General features: G+C 33.4%; 18 protein-coding genes. 6 read left to right on the forward strand and 12 right to left on the reverse strand.

The genetic code is table 11. From position 1 onward, the window contains the following. Positions 1-332 precede the first annotated feature (332 nt). The 3 genes from ACODSB_RS02390 to pyrH all read right to left on the reverse strand — a co-directional run bounded on the left by ACODSB_RS02390 (position 333) and on the right by pyrH (position 4,289). Positions 333-2,828 (reverse strand): DUF5686 family protein, encoded by a 2,496-nt coding sequence (locus tag ACODSB_RS02390; RefSeq protein WP_488935860.1) that lies wholly within the window; start codon positions 2,826-2,828, stop codon positions 333-335. Positions 2,829-2,945: 117 nt separating this feature from the next. After that, positions 2,946-3,509, reverse strand: a complete 564-nt coding sequence (gene frr / locus ACODSB_RS02395; RefSeq protein ID WP_053472458.1) for a ribosome recycling factor — start codon at positions 3,507-3,509, stop codon at positions 2,946-2,948. A gap of 72 nt (positions 3,510-3,581) precedes the next feature. Next, positions 3,582-4,289: a UMP kinase gene (gene pyrH / locus ACODSB_RS02400; RefSeq protein ID WP_488935885.1), complete on the reverse strand. Its 708-nt coding sequence runs from the start codon at positions 4,287-4,289 to the stop codon at positions 3,582-3,584. Positions 4,290-4,479: 190 nt separating this feature from the next. Between pyrH and ACODSB_RS02405 the strand changes: the two genes are divergently transcribed. Next, the gene (locus ACODSB_RS02405) at positions 4,480-5,097 is read left to right on the forward strand and encodes a thioredoxin family protein (RefSeq protein ID WP_488935861.1); all 618 of its coding nucleotides are present in this window, start codon (positions 4,480-4,482) and stop codon (positions 5,095-5,097) included. 370 nt (positions 5,098-5,467) lie between these two features. Here the strand turns inward: ACODSB_RS02405 and truB are convergent, their stop codons facing one another. The 6 genes from truB to ACODSB_RS02435 all read right to left on the reverse strand — a co-directional run bounded on the left by truB (position 5,468) and on the right by ACODSB_RS02435 (position 9,548). Then, positions 5,468-6,160, reverse strand: coding sequence for a tRNA pseudouridine(55) synthase TruB (gene truB / locus ACODSB_RS02410; RefSeq protein ID WP_488935862.1), 693 nt, complete (start codon positions 6,158-6,160; stop codon positions 5,468-5,470). After that, positions 6,160-6,957: an undecaprenyl-diphosphate phosphatase gene (locus tag ACODSB_RS02415; RefSeq protein ID WP_488935863.1), complete on the reverse strand. Its 798-nt coding sequence runs from the start codon at positions 6,955-6,957 to the stop codon at positions 6,160-6,162. The genes truB and ACODSB_RS02415 overlap by 1 nt, the downstream gene beginning before the upstream one ends. An 84-nt stretch (positions 6,958-7,041) precedes the next feature. Then, positions 7,042-7,296: a DUF3098 domain-containing protein gene (locus ACODSB_RS02420; protein ID WP_053472463.1), complete on the reverse strand. Its 255-nt coding sequence runs from the start codon at positions 7,294-7,296 to the stop codon at positions 7,042-7,044. Positions 7,297-7,405: 109 nt separating this feature from the next. Next, on the reverse strand, positions 7,406-8,281 hold the full coding sequence (locus ACODSB_RS02425) for a cell division protein FtsX (RefSeq protein ID WP_053472464.1): 876 nt from the start codon (positions 8,279-8,281) through the stop codon (positions 7,406-7,408). Between the two features lie 439 nt (positions 8,282-8,720). After that, on the reverse strand, positions 8,721-8,879 hold the full coding sequence (locus tag ACODSB_RS02430; RefSeq protein ID WP_180856882.1) for a hypothetical protein: 159 nt from the start codon (positions 8,877-8,879) through the stop codon (positions 8,721-8,723). A 321-nt stretch (positions 8,880-9,200) separates the two neighbouring features. Beyond that, positions 9,201-9,548 carry a winged helix-turn-helix domain-containing protein gene (locus ACODSB_RS02435; protein WP_488935864.1) on the reverse strand — a complete coding sequence of 116 codons (348 nt, stop codon included), beginning with the start codon at positions 9,546-9,548 and terminating at the stop codon, positions 9,201-9,203. Positions 9,549-9,747: 199 nt separating this feature from the next. On the opposite strand from ACODSB_RS02435, the gene ACODSB_RS02440 reads away from it, so the two are divergent. From ACODSB_RS02440 to ACODSB_RS02460, 5 genes are all read left to right on the forward strand, one after another. Continuing rightward, positions 9,748-12,732 carry a leucine--tRNA ligase gene (locus ACODSB_RS02440; protein WP_488935865.1) on the forward strand — a complete coding sequence of 995 codons (2,985 nt, stop codon included), beginning with the start codon at positions 9,748-9,750 and terminating at the stop codon, positions 12,730-12,732. 521 nt (positions 12,733-13,253) lie between these two features. After that, entirely contained in the window at positions 13,254-14,102 is an 849-nt protein-coding gene (locus ACODSB_RS02445; RefSeq protein WP_488935866.1) for an alpha/beta fold hydrolase, read from the forward strand. 1 nt (position 14,103) lies between these two features. Beyond that, positions 14,104-14,577, forward strand: a complete 474-nt coding sequence (locus tag ACODSB_RS02450; protein WP_053472469.1) for an RNA polymerase sigma factor — start codon at positions 14,104-14,106, stop codon at positions 14,575-14,577. After that, entirely contained in the window at positions 14,564-15,157 is a 594-nt protein-coding gene (locus tag ACODSB_RS02455) for a hypothetical protein (protein ID WP_180856878.1), read from the forward strand. The genes ACODSB_RS02450 and ACODSB_RS02455 overlap by 14 nt, the downstream gene beginning before the upstream one ends. A gap of 149 nt (positions 15,158-15,306) precedes the next feature. Further along, the gene (locus ACODSB_RS02460; RefSeq protein ID WP_488935867.1) at positions 15,307-15,993 is read left to right on the forward strand and encodes a zinc metallopeptidase; all 687 of its coding nucleotides are present in this window, start codon (positions 15,307-15,309) and stop codon (positions 15,991-15,993) included. A gap of 172 nt (positions 15,994-16,165) precedes the next feature. Here ACODSB_RS02460 and ACODSB_RS02465 read toward each other — a convergent pair whose 3' ends face one another. The 3 genes from ACODSB_RS02465 to ACODSB_RS02475 all read right to left on the reverse strand — a co-directional run bounded on the left by ACODSB_RS02465 (position 16,166) and on the right by ACODSB_RS02475 (position 18,329). After that, positions 16,166-16,636 carry an Lrp/AsnC family transcriptional regulator gene (locus ACODSB_RS02465; protein WP_035681816.1) on the reverse strand — a complete coding sequence of 157 codons (471 nt, stop codon included), beginning with the start codon at positions 16,634-16,636 and terminating at the stop codon, positions 16,166-16,168. A gap of 260 nt (positions 16,637-16,896) precedes the next feature. Then, a complete protein-coding gene (locus tag ACODSB_RS02470; RefSeq protein ID WP_053472472.1) occupies positions 16,897-17,646 on the reverse strand; it encodes a uroporphyrinogen-III synthase in 750 nt (249 codons plus the stop codon). Between the two features lie 14 nt (positions 17,647-17,660). Continuing rightward, positions 17,661-18,329, reverse strand: coding sequence for a DUF4271 domain-containing protein (locus ACODSB_RS02475; protein ID WP_053472473.1), 669 nt, complete (start codon positions 18,327-18,329; stop codon positions 17,661-17,663). Positions 18,330-18,391: the final 62 nt, after the last annotated feature.

Raw genomic sequence — 18,391 nt, forward strand, 5'->3', positions numbered from 1 at the left:
TGTGAGCTCTTTTGTCATTTCGAGGAACGAGAAATCGCACTCGAGAATCGACAAAGATTGGCGACATACTGTGTAGAGTTACGAGTGCGATTTCTCGTTCCTCGAAATGACAAAATTTGTCTGTAATTGTATTTGAGATTAAACTTTGTGAAGTTACGAGACGATCCTTCGACTTCGCTCAGGAAGACAAAAATATGAGAACTGCTTTGTGCTCTCATCAAAACATGTTTTCTTAATAAACTTTGCAAACTTTGCGAAAAAAAACTTTGTGACCTTTGCGGTTAAACTCGCTCTAATTGGAATTTGGAATTTTAAGATTTGGAATTTAAAATTTATAATCCCAAATCAAGAACATAAGAAATCTTAACCGCAATATTATCATCAAATTCAGGTAATTGATTCGGACCATAACGATAGAATCCGCCGAGACCAAAACCTTTGTAGATTTTATTTAATTCAATTCCTGATTCGAAGAAACCTTTATCTAATGTTTTATAAGTCGGGCCAACATGCTGTTCTGGTTTTTCCATATTTCCCCACGCCATTCTGGTAACTAAAACCAATGAAGGACGTACTTTTTTCATGATTTTAATTCTATCAAAACCATGTTTGATTTGGAAAAACACATATTGACTGGAGAAAAATTCATTAAAAAACATAGTTTCAAAACTGTTTCTTCCGGCAAAAGTTATACGCTGAATAATAGTTTCCTTAGTAAGGTTATTCGGCATGGTATTATATAAATGCGTAATCGGAACATCACCTATTGCATGACCTCCCTGTAAAAGCAGACTTGTTTTTTGACCGTTTAGATATTTCTTTTCGTACTCCGTTTTGAAATCTATTTTTCCGAAACTAAAATCATTATCTAAAACATTTGGCAGCGATTGTGTATACTGAAAAGTAAATCGAGGGAATCTTTTATCAGATTCAGTTCTTCCTGTTGGAGTCTGCATAAAGTCGCTGAAAGGCGCCCAAACAATAGAAACCATTGCGGTTGTCATAATAAAACTTGAATACAGCTGACCGTTGTAATTAAAAAGATAATCGAATTTAGGCTCAACATACGTTCGGGATAGTTCCAGAACGGCTTCTGTCTTCGGAATAATTTTCGTTTGCACATTTGCTTTCCAACTAGTGTATTTGTAGAAAGTACTAATGTTAATTGGTCTAGGGTCATAAATTTTAAATACACGTTTGTCAACAGCAAAAACGGTACTCGCAATTTCCCGAACATCATCTGTATATGATCCGTTTAACCAAGTGTTCGTATTTTGGTCTAATAAAACACCAGCTCCTAAATTGTATTTAACAACACCGTCTTTTGTACCGTATGCCGTATAGCCTTCAATTCTAAAATCTTTAGAAAATTTATCATTTGTAATGCCTCCAAGACCTAACCGAAAACCTTCGTAATTGTTGTAACTAATAATTTTCTTTAAATCTAAATCAACAGGGCCAATTGGAATATAGCCATTAATGATTTTTCGACCTAATCCTAAACGTTTTTCAATTCTTTTATTAACGGATAAACTATCTAATAATTGATACGTTTTCTGGCTTTTTTGGTCTAAAGCTTCTTTACGGTACTGATTCCAGAATTCTTCCGGTTTTTTGCTTGCATCGTCTTTAATTTCAATATAAAGAGATGGGTTTTTTATTGGAGTTTCGGTATTGTAATGAATATCAAAATTATTACTTTCAGAAAGTAAATAGGTGAAATCGGAAGCGGCTTTTTTTCTAGGTTCAAAATCTTCGGCAACATCTCCGTCAAACTGAATCGTTCCGCCCAGAATTTTAATATCATCGTCATTTTTACCTTTTACAATTTTAAAAGTCGTATTACTTTGAAACCATACTTTTTCATTTGGTACATAATCAAATTCGTGAATACCGCTGATGTCCAAAACGCCTTTTATGCGCATTACAGCTTTTGCAATAGCAAAATTTTGCGAGTCGATATACAACACACCTTCTAAGCCTGATGTTCTTCGTTTGTGTTTATTTTTAAAGTAAATCATAAAGGTTTCACGTCCTTTTATGTTTACGGTATCCAGTAATTTGTAATTGTAGGTTCCAGGAGCTGTGTTTGAAATAGGATTTTCGTATTTAGTTTCGAAAAGCTCATATTTGTTATCGTAAATCGAAATAGACTGTAAATTGAAAGCGATAACTTCATAAATAGGATTTTTAAAACCGGCTATTTTGGTTCCCAGAACCGTTTCTTTAAGTTTATTATTTCCGAATTGATATTGTGAAACTTTTTCGGTTTGAAATAAATGCTGTTTGCTTATTATTTCTTTGAATTTATAATCAGAGGAATCGATGTTGATTTTCTTTTTATTAAAGTCTTTATAAACGGCAGAAGAATCTATTCTCCCGTCAATTGAATCCGGATTGGCAGTAACAATAAGTTTATTATAGGTTTTATACTCAAAACTGCTTAATTTTTTCTGCGGATTATTATTGTTTTTATTGGCAATAACTTTTTTGATAATCGTTAAAGCCGGATTTTCATTAGAAACAATAACTTCTTTTAAATCATCTGTTTTTTGAGATAATGAAACAGAATAAAACTTTTTGTTTTCTACTATAGCAATAGTTTTAGTTTGAAAACCAATATAGGAAACAATAAAATTTTCGGATTGTGTAAAAGTTTTAAAAGTAAATTTCCCGTCAACATCCGTAATTGTGTTGCTATTATCAAAAGTTTTAATAGTCGCAAAGGGAAGTGGCTTGTTGTTTGAATCTGTTACAATTCCGCTTATTTGAAATTGCGCCTGAATACTAAGCGTGAATAATAAAGTCAAAAAACAAAATAGCCTCATAGAGAATTATATAGATTCAAAAACGGAAAGAATTCAATTTTGGTATGCAAAAATAAGAATAAAAAAATCCGTCTGATAATTTTACCAGACGGATTTTTGAATTTCAGTATCAAATACTTAAACCTTCATGATTTCAGCTTCTTTTGCAGCTAATAATTCATCAATTTTTTTAATATAAGTGTTTGTTAAGTTTTGAACTTCTTCTTCTGCAGATTTACAGATATCTTCTGAAGTTCCTTCTTTTTCTAATTTTTTAATGTCAGTATTTGCGTCTTTACGAGAGTTACGAATACCAATTTTTGCATCTTCAGCTTCAGATTTAGCTTGTTTTGCTAAATCACGACGACGCTCTTCTGTTAAAGGCGGAACGCTGATAATGATAACGTCTCCGTTATTCATTGGGTTAAAACCAATATTCGCAATTAAAATTGCTTTTTCAATGGCTTGTAACATGTTTTTTTCGAAAGGCTGCAAAGTAATTGTTCTTGCATCAGGAACACTGATTTTCGACACTTGAGAAAGTGGCGTTGCAGATCCGTAATAATCAACAAAAACACCTCCAAGCATAGCCGGAGAAGCTTTTCCTGCACGAATGTTTAGAAATTCTTTCTCTAAATGTGCAATAGAACCGTTCATAGATTCTTCAGTACTTTCTAATATAAAATCGATTTCTTCAGTCATTTTTTTTAGTTTTCAGTTTCTCAGTCTCAGTTTTCAGTTTAAGCCGTTGCGACTGTAAACTGTTACTGGGACTTATATATTTACTACAGTTCCGATGTTTTCTCCTTCGCAGATTTTCAAAAGGTTTCCAATTTTGTTCATATCAAAAACAACAATTGGCAATTTATTTTCCTGGCTTAAAGTAAAAGCTGTTGTATCCATTACATTTAGTCCTTTTTTAAGAACATCATCAAACGAGATAAAATCAAATTTTACAGCCGAAGCATTTTTTTCAGGATCAGAATCGTAAACACCATCAACGCGGGTTCCTTTTAAGATCACGTCAGCATTGATTTCGATTCCTCTTAAAACCGCTGCAGTATCAGTTGTAAAATATGGGTTTCCGGTTCCGGCACCAAAAATAACAATTCTTCCTTTTTCTAAGTGGCGATCTGCTCTTCTTTTAATATAAGGTTCTGCAATAGATTCCATTTTTAAAGCAGTCTGCAAACGCGTTTTCATTCCCTTGTCTTCAAGTGCGCCCTGCAAAGCCATTCCGTTAATAACAGTAGCAAGCATTCCCATATAATCACCTTGTACTCGGTCCATTCCTGAGCTGGCACCGGCAACGCCTCTAAAAATATTTCCTCCTCCAATAACGATTGCAATTTCTACTCCCTTTGCATGGATCTGTTTAATTTCATCTGCATATTCGGCTAATCTTTTTGGGTCAATTCCGTATTGTAAATCACCCATTAAGGCCTCACCGCTAAGTTTTAGAAGAATTCTTTTATATTTCATATTTCGTGTTGCGTTAATTTGTGCAAATATAGACATATTCTGATTTTTAAAAATAATGTTGATAAAAAATTAATTGTACTTGAGATTTAATTTTATAACGGCTTTTTTGATTTTTTCTTTTGAATGTGATAAAAGTCATTCGAGGTTGTTTTTAAAATCCGTAATTTTATAGTAAGCAAAATAAACCTCTATGAAAAGTACTGTAGCCAAAGCATTATTCAACAGTCATTCCTATGCTGAATATCGAAAATTAGTTACTGATTTATTATCTGAAGGAAAATCAACAGGAAGCGAACAGTCTGAAAGTCTGACTAATTATTCCAAATTGAACGAAGCCAGAATGAATCGATTAGAAAAAACAATCAAAATCTCCGAAGATGTTATTTCAAAACTCCAGCATCTGGATAATCATTATATCTGGCTTGTAATTTCTGAAGGCTGGTGCGGAGATGCGGCACAGATTCTTCCCATTTTAGATAAAATGGCGCACGGATCTAATAAAAAAATTGATCTTCGAATTGTACTTCGTGATGAAAACGACGAATTGATGAATCAATATTTGACAAACGGCGGAAGAGCGATTCCGAAAATAATTGTGATCTGCAAAGAAGCCGGAATTGTTCGTGCCGATTGGGGACCAAGACCAAAAGGCGCAGCAGAATTAATGGCGATTCATAAAAGAGATGTCGGACCAATTGATGAAAAAATTAAAACCGATTTACAATTATGGTATCTCGCAGATAAAGGACTTTCTGTGCAGGAAGAGCTGGTCGAAATCATGGAAAAGATCAAATATAACCGACTTTAATGTTGATTACTTTTGTAATACTTGTCTGAAACCCTTTGGTGGTAAAGTGTTGATAGTAAATGTTATAATGTTTTTAAAAAATGTAAGAAAATAGTTTTTTTATTAGAAAATTTTGTATCTTGCTATAACCAATCCCACTTCTATTATATATTTTTTGATTTACTCTTTTTATTGGTGTCTATTTTCTACTAACAATTAAAAATGCACTATTATGAAAAAGTTATTCGAAAGGTTTTATGATTTTTTCTCCAGATATTTATTCGGAGGACAAAGAAATGTTCCTCACTATTGATTAAGCAATAAGTATGGAGTAACATTATTTTAGGAGTAGGCACATTACAATATTTATATGTAATGTGCTTCTTGTTTTTTATGAAGTAAGACTTTCTTCAAACAACGTAATATCAATCGCATTTTTTACGTCATAGTCACCAATCTTTGTTCGGCGTAAAACAGTTAAATGCGAACCGGAATTCATTGCTTTTCCAAAATCGTAAGCCAGAGAGCGAATATAGGTTCCTTTACTGCAAACTACTCTAAAATCAATTTCAGGCAGCGCAATTCGTGTAATTTCAAATTCATGAATCGTAGTTTTTCTGCTTTCAATCTCTATAGATTCTCCGGCACGCGCATGTTCATATAAGCGAACACCATCTTTTTTAATAGCCGAAAAAATAGGCGGTTTCTGGTCGATTTCGCCTAAAAATTGTTTCACCGTTTCGTGAATTAAAGCTTCATCGATATGTTTCGTTGGGAAAGTTTGATCGATTTCGGTTTCTAAATCATATGATGGAGTAGTGGCTCCAATATAAAACGTTCCCGTATATTCTTTTGCCTGACCCTGAAGTTCAGAAATTCTTTTGGTAAATTTTCCGGTGCAAATTAATAAAAGACCGGATGCTAACGGATCTAAAGTTCCGGCATGTCCAATTTTGAACTTTTTTGGAAGTCCGACTTTATTAATTAAAAGGTATTTTAATTTATTGACCGCTTGAAACGAACTCCATTTTAAAGGTTTGTCTATCAATAAAACCTGTCCGTTTAAATATTCTTCGGGTGTCATTATATAATGGTAAGCGGGTGAATGAAAAAGTGAATCAGCAATAAGATGATTCCGGCAAGAATTCGGTAATAACCAAAAACTTTAAAACCATTTTTAGTCAAAAATCCAATAAAGGTTTTAATAGCCAAAAGAGCCACGATAAAAGCAACTATATTTCCAATAACTAATATGTTGATTTGATCGTGAGATAATTCAAATCCAGCTTTGTAATAATCGTAACATTTTTTTACTGTTGCGCCCAGCATAGTTGGAACTGCAAGAAAAAACGAGAATTCGGCAGCCGTTGTTCTTGATAATTTTTGAGACATTCCGCCCACAATACTGGCGCCGCTTCGTGAAACTCCGGGAATCATCGCAATACATTGAAATAATCCAATTTTAAGAGCTTGTAAATAGGTGATTTCTTGTGAAGTTTCAGCAGTATTTGGGTTGTTGAACCATTCGTCAACTTTCAATAAAATTAATCCTCCAATTAAAAGAGAAACTGCAACCGTAACCGGGTTTTCTAATAAACCATCAATAAAGTCACTTAGCAATAATCCTAAAACTACGGCTGGAATAAAAGCAACTAAAAGTTTAAAGTAAAAATCAAGCGTTTGAAAGAAACGTTTAAAGTATAAAACAACAACCGAAAGTATAGCACCAAGCTGAATAACAATCGTGAAAAGTTTAGTGAAATCTTCGTGTGCGATTCCAAAAAAAGAAGAGGCAATAATCATGTGTCCAGTTGAAGAAACAGGTAAAAATTCTGTAATTCCTTCAATAATGGCAAGAACGATAGCTTGTAATGTGTTCATTAGAAATTTTAGATTTTAGATTTTAGATTTCAGATTCTTCCTTTCGCTGCGCTCAAAGGTTTAATTGAAATCTATAAACCTGATTTATTTAGATTTTTTGAAAATAGAATAAATCGTGATTCCAAAACCAATTAAAACAGTGGTTGGAGCTAAACGAATACGTCTAAAACTAAAAACATCCTCATTAAAAACATTCGGATTATCACTTCCACCGCCTGACATTAAAATAAATCCTAATGCAATAACGCCAATACCAACTAATAAAATTTTGTAATTGATGCCGTCAAAAAGGAATTCCTGTTTTTGCTGTTGTTCTTCTTTAATATTGTTGTTCTTCATTTTTTATATTTTGTTGCCCTGAATAATCAAGGACATTTTTATTTATTTGTCAGCCTGAGCGAAGTCGAAGGCCTTTTCAAATCTAAAATCTGCAATCTAAAATCTAAAATTAATAAAGATCGTCAGTTCTTAAATTAAGGAAACGCTGTGTTGCAAAGTGTGTACTTACCCAAGTAATTAAAACCCCTAATCCGAAAACGGCCAATAAAACCAATCCAATTAAAGCTTTATCTTCTAAAATTCCTAAACCAGGGAAATTAGTTTCTACATAGAATAAAAGTCCAATTAAGGCGATAATTGCCAATAAAGCGCCAAGCATTCCTAATTTTACGCTGCGTGTTACAAAAGGTTTACGTATAAACGATTTTGTAGCGCCCACCATTTGCATGGTTTTAATAATAAAACGGTTGGAATGGATTGATAAACGAAGGGAACTATTGATTAATAAAACAGCAATTACAGTAAGGAAACCGCTGATAATCAAAATCCACATACTTACTTTTTTAATATTGTCGTTTACCAGATTTACTAATTGTTTGTCGTAAACAATGTCTTCAATCATAGTGTTTTGACGTAATGCACTTTCTATTTTAGAAATACTGTCCCTTTCAACATAATCAGCTTTTAAGTGAATGTCGTATGAATTCAATAATGGATTTTCGCCCAAAAATGTCAGGAAGTCTTCTCCAATAATATCAGTATGTTCTTTTGCTGCTTTTTCTTTGGTTACATAAACATAAGAAAGCGCAAAAGGAGCTCTTTTTAATTCTGAATCAAATGCCTTGATAATACTGTCATTCGCTTCGTTTTTAAAGAAAACCGTCATGGCGATTTTTTCTTTAAAATCATCTGCCAGTTTTTTAGAATTGATAATGAATAATCCCAGTACTCCCAAAAGGAATAAAACCAAGAATACACTTAATACAACCGAAAAATAAGAGGAAATTAACCTGCGTTTTTGAAATTTATCAAAATTAGAACTCATAGATACTTAAATTATGTGGTAAAAATAATAAAGAATTTCTTTATTTAAAGTTAATAACAAACTTTTATACTATAAATGTACGATTTGATATTGAATAAAAGTTTTTATTTAACCGCAAAGTGAGCAAGGTTTTCGCAAGGTTCGCAAAGTTAAAAGAGAATAGCCACAGATTAAAGGATTAAAATGATTTCAAAATCTGTGTGAATCCTTTTAATCTGTGGCTAAAAAATAGTAACGCAAAGTTCACAAAGTTATTTTAAAGGTATTGTTTTATAAAAATACAAAGTTCGCAAAGCTTTGTGTTGATAAGCTTTGTGAATAGCCACAGATTAAAAGGATTCACACAGATTAAAAAAAAACCTTTTAATCTGTGGCAAAAAAAAAGCAAAGTTCGCTAAGCTTTATGAACACAAAGTTTAGCGAACTTTGCGGTTAAATATTAAATTTTACTGGTTTCCCAAACTAAAGATAAATAATACAATCCGCCAATTGACGGCCCGCCAAGAATTGAAGTATAAGGTTTATTTAAAATATTTGTTCCGCCTAATTTTGTAGTAAGGCCAGTTTTTTTGAAATTATAATTGATTTGTGCATCCATTGACCAATAAGCAGGAACAGTCCCGCTGACTAAAAAAGAAACATAATCAAAATTGTTTTGATAACGCGCTGTAGCACTTGTGCTAAGATTTTTCCAGACGTTTTGGGCCAGTAAAGTTCCGTTTACATTAAATTCCGGCGTGTTGACACCATCTTCTAAACTATCTTTATCGTCAGTTCGGTCGAGTTTTGGGTTTTATTAATCTCGCAAAGACGCAAAGGCGCAAAGTTTTTTTTCTTTTTTAAGATTAAAAATTATTCTCTTTGCGACTTAGCGTCTTTGCGAGATTAAAAATAAACTCTGCGAATTGATTTCTTTAAATTAAAATTTCAGATTTTGAGTTTCCTTTTCAGCAAAATCTTTGATGCGTTTTTCGAGTTCGTAAAAAATGGTTATCGCTCTTTCTCCGGCTTCTGTCAATCGTGCGCCGCCACCGCCTTTTCCGCCCAATAGTTTTTCAACAAGCGGACTTTCTGCACGCTGATTCATTTCTTCAACTAATTGCCAGGCTTGTCGATACGCCATTTTCATTTCTTTAGCAGCATTTGTAATCGAACCAGTTTTTCGAATATTTTCTAAAAGCCAGACTTTACCAATACCAAGAAAGGCACCCTCAGTTTCTTCAATCCAAACCCGAACTTCGATATTGTATTTCTTATTTTCTGCCATAGATTTCAGTGCAAATAAGTATTTATAATTGCAATAATACGTATTTTTACTTAATTGTAAATAAGTAAAATGTAAATTTATTTGTTTGTCAATGAAATAGCTTTGGAACAAGCAACAATAAATGTAAATTTGCGCCATAATTCATAAAGTGAGAAAATCTTTGAACCTTTGTCACTTTGCAACTTTGAACCTTTAAAAAATGAAGTACAATCCAAACGAAATTGACGCCAAATGGCAAAAATATTGGGCAGAAAATCAAACTTTTGCAGCAAAAAATAACTCTGAAAAACCTAAACATTATGTTCTCGATATGTTTCCTTATCCATCTGGAGCAGGATTACACGTTGGGCATCCGCTGGGTTATATTGCTTCAGATGTTTATTCTCGTTTCAAAAGACATCAAGGCTTCAATGTTTTGCACCCAATGGGTTACGACAGTTTCGGATTGCCGGCAGAACAATATGCAATCCAGACAGGACAGCGTCCGGAAGATACAACACGCGTAAATATTGACGGTGGTGTTGATAAAGAAGGAAAGCAGATTGCCGGATATAGAAAACAACTTGATAAAATAGGATTTTCATTTGACTGGAGTCGTGAAGTACGAACTTCAAATCCTGATTATTACAAACATACACAATGGATTTTTATCCAATTGTTCAATTCTTGGTACTGCAGAAAACAAGGACAGGCGTTTGAAATTTCAGAGCTTGTAAAAGTTTTTGAAGAAAGCGGAAATGCATTGGTTGAAGCAGTTTGCGACGATAATGTTGCGATTTTTACTTCAGAAGAATGGAATTCTTATTCTGACGATCAAAAAGAAAAAATTTTGTTGCAATACAGAATGACGTATTTGGCAGAAACAGAAGTAAACTGGTGTCCTGGTTTAGGAACTGTTTTGGCAAATGATGAAATTGTAAACGGAGTTTCTGAGCGTGGAGGATTTCCTGTCATAAGAAAAAAAATGACACAATGGAGTATGAGAATTTCTGCTTATGCCGAACGTTTACTTCAAGGTTTAAATGATATTGACTGGAGTGAATCTATAAAAGAATCTCAAAGAAACTGGATCGGAAAATCGGTTGGAGCTTTGGTGACTTTTAATTTGAAAAATCACGATGAGGTAATCGAAGTTTTCACGACTCGTCCTGATACTATTTTTGGAGTTACTTTTATGACTTTGGCACCAGAACATGATTTGGTTGCTAAAATTACAACTCCGGAACAAAAAGCTGCAGTTGAAGCTTATATAGAAAAAACAGCAAAACGTTCTGAGCGTGAGCGTATGGCCGATGTAAAAACCATTTCGGGAGTATTTACAGGAGCTTATGCAGAACATCCATTTACAAAAGAGGCTATTCCGGTTTGGATTGGTGATTATGTTTTGGCAGGTTATGGAACAGGCGCTGTAATGGCGGTTCCTTGCGGAGACGAAAGAGATTATGCTTTTGCTAATTTCTTTAAAGGTCAAAACGGGATGCAGGAAATCAAAAATATCTTCGCAAATGTTGATATTTCTGAAGCTGCTTACGGATCAAAAGACAATGTTGAAATTGCAGCTTCTGATTTCTTAAACGGATTAAATTATAAAGACGCAACAGCAAAAGCGATTTATAAACTTGAAGAAATTGGGCAGGGAACAGGAAAAACAAATTACCGTTTGCGTGATGCAGTTTTCTCTCGTCAACGTTATTGGGGTGAACCGTTCCCGGTTTATTATGTAAACGGATTGCCAAAAATGATTGATACGCAGCATTTGCCAATTATTTTACCAGAAGTAGAAAAATATTTACCAACAGAAGACGGTTTGCCTCCATTAGGAAATGCAGCAGTTTGGGCTTGGGATACAAAACAAAATAAAGTTGTTAATACAGATTTAGTTGACAATGTTTCAGTTTTTCCTCTTGAATTGAATACAATGCCGGGATGGGCAGGAAGTTCATGGTATTGGATGCGTTATATGGATGCACATAACGAAAATGAATTTGCAAGCAAAGAAGCTTTAGCTTATTGGGAAAGTGTAGATTTATACATTGGAGGAAGCGAACATGCAACCGGACACTTATTGTATTCTCGTTTCTGGAACAAATTCTTAAAAGACAAAGGTTTTGCTCCGACTGAAGAACCATTCAAAAAACTGATTAATCAGGGAATGATTTTGGGGACTAGTGCTTTTATTTATATCTTAAGAGAAAACAATAAAATTTATATAATTCCACAATCATTATATCAAAAAATTTCGGATGAAGCTAAGGAGCCTTTTTATTCTGAAAATTATACGAATCCAGGAAATATTGATTGGAATAATGTATTAAAAATGCTTAATACGGGAGAAATGAATTCTCAATTTGTACAGCCAATTCACGTTGATGTTTCTTTAGTTAATGCTTCTAATGAGCTTAATATTGAGAAGTTTCAAAATCATCCATTATATATTGAGTTTTCTAATGCAGAATTTATTTTAGATGAAAACGGAAAATACATTGTAGGCCGTGAAGTTGAAAAAATGTCGAAATCGAAATACAATGTAGTAACTCCGGATGATATTTGTGCAGAATATGGAGCTGATACATTACGTTTGTATGAAATGTTTTTAGGACCGTTAGAGCAGGCAAAACCTTGGAATACTGCTGGAATTTCGGGAGTTTTTGGTTTCTTGAAAAAATTATGGAGATTGTATTTTGATGATAATGGTTTAATCGTAAACAACGATGAGCCAACAAAAGACAACTTGAAATCATTGCATAAAACAATCAAAAAAGTAGCAGAAGATATCGAGAATTTCTCTTTCAATACTTCAGTTTCTCAATTTATGATTTGTGTAAACGAATTGTCTTCTCAAAATTGTCATTCAAGAGTAATTTTAGAACCATTAGCCATTTTGGTTTCGCCTTATGCACCGCATATCGCAGAAGAATTATGGTCGCAGTTAGGACATACAACTTCAATTTCTGAAGTAGCGTTCCCAATTTTTGATGCAAAACATTTAGTTGAAACCAATAAAGAATACCCAGTTTCTTTCAACGGAAAAATGCGTTTCACCATCGAATTACCTTTGGATTTAACTCCACAGCAAATCGAAGAAATCGTAATGAAAGATGAAAGAACGTTAAAACAATTGGATGGAAAAACTCCAAATAAAGTGATTATCGTTCCTGGAAGAGTTATTAATCTTGTAGGTTAATTTTAAAATTCCAATATAGAAAATTCCAAATTCCAATTTTACGATTGGAGTTTGGGATTTTTTTTGTTGAGTCTTTTTTGTCAGTCTGAGCGAAGTCGAAGACCACGCACGTAACTCTATAAAGATTGGCGATTTTCTTTGCGGAGCTTCTTGCGTGGTCTTCGACTTCGCTCAGACTGACAATGCGTAAAGTTTGTCATCCTGAGGAACGAAGGATCACACACGTAACTCGACAAAGATTGGCGATTCAGTTTGCGGAATATCTTGTGTGATCCTTCGTTCCTCAGGATGACAAGATTGTGGAAAAAGCTTTGTGACCTTCTCCGATAACTATCGGAATTACAAACAAAAAAAACTTCCAAACTTTGCGAAAAACCTTAGCGCACTTTGCGTTAAAAACACACACCAACATTGGAATTTGAAATTTTTTTATTGAAAATTTAATTTGAGTTGTAACATTTTAATAGTTCACGTATCCAAACGACGGATCCGATTAAATTAACAACTTAAAACTATTAAAAATGAAAAAGTATATCATCTTAATTATCGCATTCTTATTCTCAGCATTATGTCTAAATGTTTTTGCACAAACAAAATCATATCCTTTTGAAGTTCTTAAAACCGGAAAAGGAAAACAATCGATTATATTCATTCCCGGATTTGCTTCTTCTGGCGAAGTATGGAACGAAACCAAAGCCGCATTCGAAAAAAATTTCACATGTTATACACTAACAATGGCCGGATTTGCCGGAGCAGAACCACAGCCAAATCCTTCATTCGAAAACTGGAAAACAGGAATAGCCAATTACATTAAAGAAAATAAAATAGAAAAACCAATTATAATAGGTCATAGTATGGGCGGCGGACTGGCGCTTGCCATCGCTGCAGATTATCCGGAATTAATTGGTAAGATTGTCGTTGTTGATGCTTTGCCTTGTTTGGCTGCTTTAACCGATCCTTCTTTTAAATCAAAAGAAAATAACGATTGTTCAGCAACAGTAAATCAAATGACGGCAATGACTGAAACGCAGTTTTATGATATGCAGAAACAAACCATGCCGAGACTTTTGCAGGATACTTCAAAACTAGAAACGGTTATCGGTTGGAGTGTAAAATCAGATAGAAAAACCTTTGCTCAAATGTATTGCGATTTCTTTAATACTGATTTGAGAGATAAGATTTCGACGATAAAATGTCCGTCGCTAATTTTATTAGAATCTTATTTTATAAATTTAAAACCGGCAATCGAAGGGCAGTATAAAAACCTAAAAACAGCTAATTTTCAATATGCTAATAAAGGTTTACATTTCATAATGTACGATGATACTGAATGGTATTTGGCACAATTAAACACTTTTTTAAAATCTTAAAATGGAATTCGAAGAAATCTACAAAACATATTGGGATAGAATTTTCAGGCTTTGCATGGGATTTGTGAATGATTATGATGCCGCACAGGATTTAGCTCAGGAAACCTTTATAATTGTCTGGCAAAAGCTGGAAACCTTTAGAAACGAATCTTCTATTGGAACCTGGATATTTAGAATTGCGTCTAATAATTGTCTTCGGCAGATAGAAAAGCAAAAACGCTTTCCAAAATCAGAACTGCCAATTCATCTTTCAGAAGAAAAACAAACTTCATTAGAACCTCAAATTCAGTTTTTATATAAATGTATTGCTGAACTGCCCGAAACGGAACGTATCATTATCTCATTAGAATTAGAAGATGTCAGGCAGGCAGAAATCGCTAAAATTATTGGACTTTCTGAAGCCAATGTGCGAGTGAAAATTCACAGAATAAAAGAAAAACTGACTCAAAAATTTAAAGAAAATGGACAACGATAACAATATAGATTTTAAAGATTTATGGAAAAAACAATCCGTAAGTCAGCCTGATATGCAGGATTTGCTGGCGCGGGTAAATAAATTTAAAAGGGCAGGCTTAAGAAGTTTGTGGATTACTAATATGCTGCTTTTTGCAACAACTGCGTTTATTGTTTTTGTCTGGATTTATTATCAGCCGCAATTTATTTCGACTAAAATAGGAATCATCGTGACGATTCTGGCAATGATGATTTATTTATTTGTTTACAATAAATTATTAAGCACCTATAAAAGCATTGAAACAACACAAACCAATCAGGAATACCTTCAAAATTTAATTCTGATTAAAAAGAAACAACAATTTTTACAAACCACAATGATGCGTTTTTATTTTGCAACGCTTACGTTTGGAATCTGTTTATACATGTATGAATACGCCAGCAGAATGACTTTTTTAGGAGCAAGTCTGGCTTATGGACTAACATTATTATGGATGGCGGTTAATTGGTTTTTTATTCTTCCAAAACAAATCAAAAAACAGCAGTTTAAAATAAACAGCCTGATTGAGAAATTTGAAGAAATAAATAAGCAATTGTTATAGAGATAGATTGTAGAGACGCACAGCAGTGCGTCTTTTTTATTTAGATATGGTTTTTTGTCTGAAAAAATGCCAAAATGACATTTTGTTAAAATGGTTCATAATTTGCAGTTTGTTTTGTAAATTTAAATTCAATCAAAAAAGATAAAGATATGGGAGGTGAATATTTAATACTTGCCGGAGCGATAATGTTGTTTAGCTGGATGGTAAGTTCAAAACTTAAAAGTAAATTTGAATTGTATTCTAAACTGCAATTACGAAACGGAATGAGCGGCGCAGAAATAGCTGAAAAAATGCTTGCGGATAACGGAATTAGAGATGTTCGTGTTATTTCGACTCCGGGTCAGTTAACAGATCATTACAATCCGTCAGATAAAACAGTAAACTTAAGTGAAGCAGTTTATAATCATCGAAATGCAGCAGCTGCGGCAGTTGCGGCTCACGAATGCGGACATGCTGTTCAGCATGCTATTGGTTATGAATGGTTAACGATGCGTTCTAAATTAGTGCCAATTGTAAACGTAGCCTCAAGCTATATGCAGTGGGTTTTATTAGCCGGAATTTTAATGATCAGAACTTTTCCGCAGTTGTTATTAGTTGGAATTGTAATTTTTGCAGTAACAACATTGTTTTCGATTATTACACTACCGGTAGAATACGATGCGAGTAACAGAGCTTTAGCATGGCTTGAAAATAAACACATGTTAACACAAGAAGAACAGGCAGGAGCAAAAGACGCCTTAAAATGGGCTGCAAGAACGTATGTTGTTGCTGCACTTGGATCGATTGCAACCTTATTGTACTATATCTCAATTTATTCCGGAAGCAGAAGGAATTAAAAGAAAAATAAATTCCAATATAAAAATTCCAAATTCCAATTTTGTTGGGTTTGGTTTTTTTTATGTTTTTCCGTTACGAATTCACGAATTGATTTGAATATTTTGTGAATTCGTGGCGGAAACTTTGAGTCAATATTTTTGGAATTTGGAATTTTTATATTGGAATTTAAAACTAAAGTTGAATCTGTCTGTCAATCTGCTGATCAAGTGAAATAAACGTTTCCGTTCTTGAAACACCTTCAATAGCTTGAATTTTAGTGTTTAAAAGCTGCATTAAATGTTCGTTGTCGCGGCAGATGATTTTAATTAAAACCGACCAGTTTCCGGTTGTATAATGACATTCCAGAACTTCGGGTATTTTTTTTAAATCTTTTACAGCTTCAGAATTTCGGGAAGCTTTATCAAGATAAACTCCTACGAATGCCATAGTATTGTAACCTAAAACTTTTGGATTGACAGTAAACTTCGAACCAGAAATAACACCGGACTGCTCCAGTTTTTTTAACCGCTGATGAATCGCAGCTCCCGAAATACCAATTTTATTGGCAATTTGTAAAATAGGTTTTCGGGCATCGTCCATAAGATATCGAAGGATTTCTTTGTCGATACCGTCAATTTCGATTAAAAGGGAGTTGATTTTCATAACTTATAATTTGAAACTATTTATTGTGATTTGGGTTTAGAATAGAAATCAAATGTAGTTAAAAGGAAGGAAAAATAAAATTCCAATTTTTTAAATCCCAAATTACAAATGGGGATTAAAAAATCAAATTCAAAACATAGCCGGTGGTTTCAACCACGGGAAACGGAAGGAGATAAAGAATTGATTAAAAACAAAAATTCCAAATCCCAATATAAAAATTGGAATTTGGAATTTTAAAAATTTTAATATTTGTAAAAGGATTATTTTCCTTTGTTTGCTTCTGCAATATATTTCTCTAAAGCCATTGTCATAGAAGGCGTTTCAGGAGTTGGAGCAAGAATATCAATTCTTAAACCATGATCTAAAGCTTCTTTTTGAGTTGTGCTTCCAAATACAGCGATTCTGGTGTTGTTTTGTTGAAAATCCGGGAAGTTTTTAAATAAAGATTTAATTCCTGTTGGACTAAAAAACGCTAAAACATCATAATAAACATCAGCAAGATCAGACAAGTCGCTCATTACAGTTCTGTAAAAAATAGCTTGAGCCCAGTCTACTTTCAGGCCGTTTAATGTTATAGGAGCATCAGCATTTAACTGGTCAGATGCAGGAAGCAAAAACTTCTCGTCTTTGTACTTTTTGATAAGAGGAGATAAATCTGCAAAATCTTTTGCCCCAACGTAAATTTTACGTTTTCTGTAAACAACATACTTTTGAAGATAAAACGCTACTGCTTCAGATTGACAAAAATATTTCAATCCTTCAGGAACTTTGTAACGCATTTCATCAGCCACTCTAAAAAAATGATCTACAGCATTTCGACTTGTTAAAATGATCGCAGTGTAATGATTAAGATCGATTTTTTGTAATCGGATCTCTTTTGCGCTAACCCCTTCCACATGAATAAATGGTCTGAAATCAATTTTTATTTTGTGTTTTTGTTGGAGCTCAAAGTAAGGAGAATTCTCCACTTTAGGTTCAGGCTGTGACACCAAAATTGTTTTCACTTTCATATTATAAACATTTTCTAAGCACTCCCTTTTGTTATCCAATAATAAAGAAAATAATAAGGCGCTATTTCAAGAGCGCAAAGATATAAAATAAAATAAAATAACTTACCGATTATTACGTTTTGATATGTTTTAATTGAAATAAAATAAGAGTATAGACTGATACACAGCGAAATGCCTATCGTTACTAGCGGTACAATCGTTGAAATATTATCATAATAAAACAAAATTGCATTGATTGGAAGGATTAAAACGCCAATATAAGTTCTGTAAGTAACTTTTTGCAAATTAAAAAGCTCCACAAAGTCGTCAATGTTGAATGCTGCAGCTACAATTTTCTCAATTAAATATTTAGCCAGAATAAAATAAAGCAGGAAAGTTGCAATCTGAATAAACAAAATATAATCCGTTTTTGAGGCTTTATCATAAATGTTCATCGTTAGCAAAATAAAAAAGGCAAACGAAATAACCTGCACAAAAAATAAACCAACCGTAAAGCTGCTTTTCATGTGGCTGTTATCCCGATAAATTTTTGCATACTTATCTGAAAAAATAAGCTTACTAAATTCTGAAAAACGAGTCTCATAAGCAGATTTTGTCATGGCGACAACAGCAAACGTCAGGACAAACAAAGCTGTTGCCCAGTCTTTGTTTTCAATAATTCGTGGATGAAGGTGTTCAATCATAGCGTGACAAAATTAGTAATTTTTTGTATCAATAGTTTTATTATGTATTTATTATGAACCAA

Source organism: Flavobacterium sp. FG68 (genome assembly GCF_057808895.1).

Coding starts and splice junctions, on each gene's coding strand:
- ACODSB_RS02445 (WP_488935866.1), top strand. CDS start 13,254: ATGAAAAAGTATATCATCTTAATTATCGCATTCTTATTCTCAGCATTA.
- ACODSB_RS02465 (WP_035681816.1), bottom strand. CDS start 16,636: ATGAAAATCAACTCCCTTTTAATCGAAATTGACGGTATCGACAAAGAA.
- ACODSB_RS02475 (WP_053472473.1), bottom strand. CDS start 18,329: ATGATTGAACACCTTCATCCACGAATTATTGAAAACAAAGACTGGGCA.
- ACODSB_RS02435 (WP_488935864.1), bottom strand. CDS start 9,548: ATGGCAGAAAATAAGAAATACAATATCGAAGTTCGGGTTTGGATTGAA.
- frr (WP_053472458.1), bottom strand. CDS start 3,509: ATGACTGAAGAAATCGATTTTATATTAGAAAGTACTGAAGAATCTATG.
- ACODSB_RS02470 (WP_053472472.1), bottom strand. CDS start 17,646: ATGAAAGTGAAAACAATTTTGGTGTCACAGCCTGAACCTAAAGTGGAG.
- ACODSB_RS02430 (WP_180856882.1), bottom strand. CDS start 8,879: ATGGATGCACAAATCAATTATAATTTCAAAAAAACTGGCCTTACTACA.
- ACODSB_RS02455 (WP_180856878.1), top strand. CDS start 14,564: ATGGACAACGATAACAATATAGATTTTAAAGATTTATGGAAAAAACAA.
- ACODSB_RS02390 (WP_488935860.1), bottom strand. CDS start 2,828: ATGAGGCTATTTTGTTTTTTGACTTTATTATTCACGCTTAGTATTCAG.
- ACODSB_RS02420 (WP_053472463.1), bottom strand. CDS start 7,296: ATGAAGAACAACAATATTAAAGAAGAACAACAGCAAAAACAGGAATTC.
- ACODSB_RS02415 (WP_488935863.1), bottom strand. CDS start 6,957: ATGAACACATTACAAGCTATCGTTCTTGCCATTATTGAAGGAATTACA.
- ACODSB_RS02450 (WP_053472469.1), top strand. CDS start 14,104: ATGGAATTCGAAGAAATCTACAAAACATATTGGGATAGAATTTTCAGG.
- ACODSB_RS02425 (WP_053472464.1), bottom strand. CDS start 8,281: ATGAGTTCTAATTTTGATAAATTTCAAAAACGCAGGTTAATTTCCTCT.
- ACODSB_RS02405 (WP_488935861.1), top strand. CDS start 4,480: ATGAAAAGTACTGTAGCCAAAGCATTATTCAACAGTCATTCCTATGCT.
- ACODSB_RS02440 (WP_488935865.1), top strand. CDS start 9,748: ATGAAGTACAATCCAAACGAAATTGACGCCAAATGGCAAAAATATTGG.
- ACODSB_RS02460 (WP_488935867.1), top strand. CDS start 15,307: ATGGGAGGTGAATATTTAATACTTGCCGGAGCGATAATGTTGTTTAGC.
- pyrH (WP_488935885.1), bottom strand. CDS start 4,289: ATGAAATATAAAAGAATTCTTCTAAAACTTAGCGGTGAGGCCTTAATG.
- truB (WP_488935862.1), bottom strand. CDS start 6,160: ATGACACCCGAAGAATATTTAAACGGACAGGTTTTATTGATAGACAAA.